The organism is Acaryochloris sp. IP29b_bin.148 (assembly GCF_028285565.1).
GTDB lineage: Bacteria > Cyanobacteriota > Cyanobacteriia > Thermosynechococcales > Thermosynechococcaceae > Acaryochloris.
Map to the genome: position 1 here is coordinate 1 of NZ_JANQOY010000065.1, position 4,999 is coordinate 4,999.

General features: G+C 49.6%; 6 protein-coding genes. All 6 read left to right on the forward strand.

Going from position 1 to position 4,999, the window contains the following annotated elements; all coding sequences use genetic code 11:
* The first annotated feature begins 4 nt into the window (after positions 1–4).
* The 6 genes from Q0986_RS06315 (at position 5) to Q0986_RS06340 (ending at position 4,978) form a co-directional block, all read left to right on the forward strand.
* Positions 5–1,435 carry a form I ribulose bisphosphate carboxylase large subunit gene (locus tag Q0986_RS06315; RefSeq protein WP_299406194.1) on the forward strand — a complete coding sequence of 477 codons (1,431 nt, stop codon included), beginning with the start codon at positions 5–7 and terminating at the stop codon, positions 1,433–1,435.
* A 116-nt stretch (positions 1,436–1,551) separates the two neighbouring features.
* The gene (locus tag Q0986_RS06320) at positions 1,552–1,983 is read left to right on the forward strand and encodes a chaperonin family protein RbcX (RefSeq protein WP_299406175.1); all 432 of its coding nucleotides are present in this window, start codon (positions 1,552–1,554) and stop codon (positions 1,981–1,983) included.
* Between the two features lie 62 nt (positions 1,984–2,045).
* Entirely contained in the window at positions 2,046–2,393 is a 348-nt protein-coding gene (locus Q0986_RS06325) for a ribulose bisphosphate carboxylase small subunit (protein WP_299406179.1), read from the forward strand.
* A gap of 216 nt (positions 2,394–2,609) precedes the next feature.
* Positions 2,610–3,236 (forward strand): GDSL-type esterase/lipase family protein, encoded by a 627-nt coding sequence (locus Q0986_RS06330; protein ID WP_299406183.1) that lies wholly within the window; start codon positions 2,610–2,612, stop codon positions 3,234–3,236.
* Positions 3,237–3,297: 61 nt separating this feature from the next.
* Positions 3,298–3,585, forward strand: coding sequence for a hypothetical protein (locus Q0986_RS06335; RefSeq protein WP_299406187.1), 288 nt, complete (start codon positions 3,298–3,300; stop codon positions 3,583–3,585).
* Between the two features lie 142 nt (positions 3,586–3,727).
* Positions 3,728–4,978 (forward strand): AAA family ATPase, encoded by a 1,251-nt coding sequence (locus tag Q0986_RS06340; protein ID WP_299406190.1) that lies wholly within the window; start codon positions 3,728–3,730, stop codon positions 4,976–4,978.
* Positions 4,979–4,999: the final 21 nt, after the last annotated feature.

The window sequence follows — 4,999 nt, forward strand, 5'->3', positions numbered from 1 at the left end:
CAACATGTCCTATTCACAAACTAGAACTCAGTCAAAGGCCGGATATGATGCTGGCGTTAAAGACTATAAACTGACCTATTACACGCCGGACTATACCCCCAAAGATACTGACATCCTTGCTGCCTTTCGGATGACCCCTCAGCCTGGTGTTCCTCCGGAAGAAGCAGGCGCTGCGGTTGCGGCTGAATCTTCAACAGGAACTTGGACCACGGTGTGGACTGACCTGTTGACCGATTTGGATCGATACAAGGGCCGCTGCTACGACATCGAAGCAGTTGCGAATGAAGATAATCAGTATATTGCCTATATCGCCTATCCCCTCGACTTGTTCGAAGAAGGCTCTGTCACTAACCTGCTGACGTCCTTGGTGGGTAACGTATTTGGTTTTAAGGCACTCCGAGCATTGCGTCTAGAAGATATTCGCATTCCAGTGGCTTACCTGAAGACCTTCCAAGGTCCGCCCCATGGGATTACCGTTGAGCGTGACAAGATTAATAAGTATGGTCGTCCTTTATTGGGCTGTACGATTAAGCCTAAGTTAGGTCTATCCGCGAAGAACTACGGTAGAGCCGTATATGAGTGTCTGCGCGGTGGTCTTGACTTCACTAAGGATGACGAGAATATTAACTCTCAGCCGTTTATGCGCTGGCGCGATCGCTTCTTGTTTGTGGCTGAAGCCATCCATAAAGCTCAAGCAGAAACTGGCGAAATTAAAGGTCACTACCTTAACGTTACCGCCGCCACCTGTGAGGAAATGTTAAAGCGGGCCGAGTTCGCCAAAGAACTGGAAATGCCCATCATCATGCATGACTTTATCACCGGTGGTTTTACCGCCAACACCTCGTTGGCCCACTGGTGTCGTGATAACGGAGTGCTGCTCCATATTCACCGAGCCATGCACGCTGTGATCGACCGTCAGAAGAACCACGGTATGCACTTCCGAGTTCTATCGAAGTGTCTCCGTATGTCTGGTGGTGACCACATTCATACGGGTACCGTTGTGGGTAAGTTGGAAGGTGAAAAAGGCATCACTATGGGATTTGTGGATCTCTTACGTGAGAACTATGTCGAGAAAGATCCTTCCCGTGGTATCTACTTCACTCAAGACTGGGCCTCTATGGGCGGCGTTATGGCGGTTGCCTCGGGTGGTATTCACGTTTGGCACATGCCTGCTCTGGTGGAAATCTTTGGTGATGACTCTGTTCTCCAATTTGGTGGTGGAACCTTGGGTCACCCTTGGGGTTGTGCACCGGGTGCAACGGCTAACCGAGTTGCCCTTGAAGCTTGTGTGCAAGCGCGTAACGAAGGTCGTGACATGACCCGTGAAGGTGGCGACATCCTACGTGAAGCGGCTAAGTGGAGTCCTGAACTGGCTGTTGCTCTAGAAGTCTGGAAAGAGATTAAGTTCGAATTTGAGGCCATGGATACCGTCTAATTCTCTTGAATTTAGGGCAAAGCCAGACTTTGCCCTAAATTCATAGAGGAAGATTGGTGTTCTTCCAGCTCACTGTTCAACGCAAGATCGAATCCCAGTTCCACGGGCTGGATTGCATGAAATACAAACGCGTTGCCCAAGATACAGCCCAAATGCTGATCAGCTATTTGACCTATCAAGCGGCCAAACTAGTGATTACTCAGCTCTATGAAACAAATCCCGGTTTGGGAATTTGGCTGTCGGAATTTTCTTCGACGGATCGAGTCCAAGACGGTGAGCTGTATCTGGAAGCGCTGATGCAAGAAGATCGGGAGTTAGCGTTGCGACTCTTAACCGTTCGAGAGCATCTGGCGGAGGAGGTCGTTGAATTTTTGCCAGAGATGGTAAAAACCGGCATTCAAGAATCGAATGTAGGACATCGACGTCGACTTCTGGAACGGATGACTCAAATGGTGCCGCCAGAGTCTAGTTCCAACGAAGATATGCTCTCAAATGACAATGTGCTGGAGGCTGAAACGGACACTGATGAGGAAGAAGAGCAGGATTAGATGCCCCTCCCGAACCTCGGACCCTTTTTGCAGTTTTTGATGGAAATACTACGGACAACAAAATGAGAACTTTACCTATAGAACAACGTTTCGAGACCTTCTCCTACTTGCCACCGCTCAACGACGATCAAATTCGTCGGCAAATTCAGTACATTTTGGACCAGGGCTATATTGCTGGGATTGAATTTAACGATTCTCCTGCTCCCACCGAATACTACTGGACCATGTGGAAGTTGCCTCTGTTCAAAAACCCTGCTGTGCAGGATGTTTTGTATGAAATTGGCGAGTGCCGCTCTGAATATTCTGATAAGTATATTCGGGTCGTTGGATTTGACAATATTCGCCAATGCCAAGTCATGAGCTTTATCGTGCATAAGCCTGGCAATAACAGTGGGTATCGCCCCTACTAAACTCTAGTGTGAATAGGGTCTTCGCTTTTTAAGCTCAGGAGGGGTAGGGTCACCTGCCTCTCCTACTTTTTGTTCGTGATGCTTGAAGGCAGACCCGATGGGCTCAGGCTACAGGTACAAGGTGAAGGGGGATGCTTGTTAAAGTGTGCTGCCAATATCTTGACAATTGCAGTACAGCCTATATGACTTAGCAATAGTGGATTGGGTATTTGGAACATGCCGAAGGATGACAAGGATCTGCGGATTTGTTTTGTGGGGGATTCATTTGTTAGTGGTGTCGGCGATTTAGGCTGTTTGGGATGGACAGGCCGTATCTGTGCCACGATGTATCGACGAGGCTATGATTTCACCAGCTATAACTTGGGCATTCGCCAAAATACGAGTGCGGATATTGAAGATCGTTGGTTATCAGAGGTGCAATCTCGCTGCCCCGCGGGCACGAATGGTCGGGTGGTGTTTAGCTTTGGGGTGAATGATACGGTCCAAGAATATGACCATTGCCGGGTGGATATGCCTCTTTCTTTAGAAAACGCTCGGCGTATCTTTAGAACGGCAAAGCTGCGCTATCCGATTTTGATGATTGGTCCGCCTGCGATCGCAGATCCTAACCACAACGAGCGGGTCCAAGAACTCTCCGAGAATCTCGGCATCCTCAGTCGAGAGTTAGACGTACCCTATCTGGATATTTGGACGCCTCTTTCTCGCTCCAGCATTTGGCTAAACGATATTAAGGCGAGAGATGGCTATCATCCGGGCAGTACGGGCTATACGGAAATGGCCGTGATTATCCAGAAATGGTCGGCTTGGCTGGACTGGTTTAAGCAAGATCGATCTGAAGAGTAAAGTCTGAGGTGGCCCCTAACCCGATTGGCGATTAGGATGAGGTCAGTGATGAAGTGACAATATGAATAACCATGCGTTTCAGGTTGTCAAAGATCTCGTACAAGCAGATGGTTGTGGCTGCCTTAGACTGGATGCTGCTGTTCCCAGGAAACGCTATCGTGTGCTGATCAATGAGATTGGACAAATTCTGTTAGATCCCGTGGCCTCATGCCCAGCATCAGAGTTGTGGCTTTGGGATAATCCTGAACACGTTTCCTCTGTTTGCCAAGGGATACAGCAAGTCGCTCAGGGCGAAGTGCATGATCTGGGCTCATTTGCTGAGTATGTAGATCTTGAGGTGGAGGATTGATGCAGTTCCAGCTCTGACTCAAGCGATATCGCAATTTTGATCCTGTTGTACCTAATTTATTCTCACTCACTTCAAAACATTTTTAGGTATGAAGTCCCTGTCTTTGATCCACCTTGACTCTCCAAACATTTGAGCTGCGACCATGGGTTATTACCTATCACCTCATTTTCTAGATCGGCTGGCCGTCCATATCACCAAGAACTTTATGGATTTGCCAGGGCTGCGGGTGCCTTTAATTTTGGGAATTCATGGTCGCAAGGGAGAAGGTAAATCTTTCCAGTGTGAGCTGGTGTTTGAGCAGATGGGCATTGAGCCTGTACGGATGTCGGCGGGAGAGTTGGAAAGTCCCGATGCGGGAGACCCAGTGCGCTTGATTCGGATGCGTTATCGAGAAGCAGCAGAGCTGATCAAAGTGCGGGGCAAGATGTGTGTGCTGCTGATTAACGACCTGGATGCGGGCGCGGGACGAATGGATCAGACGACGCAGTATACCGTTAATACCCAGCTGGTAAACGGTACCTTGATGAATATTGCCGATAACCCTACGGATGTTCAGCTACCAGGTAGCTATGATACTCAGCCGATTCACCGGGTGCCAATTTTGGTGACGGGCAATGATTTTTCCACCCTCTATGCGCCGCTGGTGCGGGATGGGCGGATGGAGAAGTTCTACTGGCAGCCTAGCGATCAGGATCGGTTGGGGATTGTTCAGGGAATTTTTGAGCCGGATCGGTTATCCCGTTCCGTGATTGAACAGCTGGTGAATCATTTTGCCAGTCAGGCCATCGACTTTTTTGGAGCCTTGCGATCGCGAGTTTATGACGAACAGGTGCGAGACTTTATTCGCTCAATTGGCATTAGTAAAATTTCGACTTATTTGGTCAACTCTCCGAACCGACAGGTACAGATCCAACCCCCTACCCTGACCTTGGACCCTTTGATTGCCCTGGGTGAGGCGATGGTAGGAGAACAGAATCGGCTACAGAACTCTGGCTTGGCCCAAGCCTACGTTTCAGGAGCGCAGGCTGAACCGTTGCTGCCGTCGTCTCCCGCTCTCCAAAGCGAACCCAATGGCTTTCTCCAGGCTGATGTGGCTTCCCACTCCAATGGAGACTGGCCTAACTCTATTGCTGACCGCGAGATTGAGCACCTGTTTCAACAGGCAATGCGCCAAGGCCATCAGCTCAATTTAGAGACGGCAACCCCTCGGGAAAAGGCGGGCAATGTGTGGCGAAGCTGGTCTTGGCCTCAAGCCCCGCGAACCGTGACGGATGCCATGACCGGGTTACAAACTTGCCTGCACGATCACCCTCGCAGCTACATTAAGCTGATTGGGTATGATCCGAGTACCCAAACCCGTACCCTAGAAGAATTGATTGTTCGTCCCCAGTAATTCCGTTGATCGCCACCTTTA

What these genes read in the sequence shown, in the direction of transcription:
- Q0986_RS06315 (WP_299406194.1), top strand. Translation starts at nt 5, where the DNA reads ATGTCCTATTCACAAACTAGAACTCAGTCAAAGGCCGGATATGATGCT.
- Q0986_RS06320 (WP_299406175.1), top strand. Translation starts at nt 1,552, where the DNA reads ATGAAATACAAACGCGTTGCCCAAGATACAGCCCAAATGCTGATCAGC.
- Q0986_RS06325 (WP_299406179.1), top strand. Translation starts at nt 2,046, where the DNA reads ATGAGAACTTTACCTATAGAACAACGTTTCGAGACCTTCTCCTACTTG.
- Q0986_RS06330 (WP_299406183.1), top strand. Translation starts at nt 2,610, where the DNA reads ATGCCGAAGGATGACAAGGATCTGCGGATTTGTTTTGTGGGGGATTCA.
- Q0986_RS06335 (WP_299406187.1), top strand. Translation starts at nt 3,298, where the DNA reads ATGAATAACCATGCGTTTCAGGTTGTCAAAGATCTCGTACAAGCAGAT.
- Q0986_RS06340 (WP_299406190.1), top strand. Translation starts at nt 3,728, where the DNA reads ATGGGTTATTACCTATCACCTCATTTTCTAGATCGGCTGGCCGTCCAT.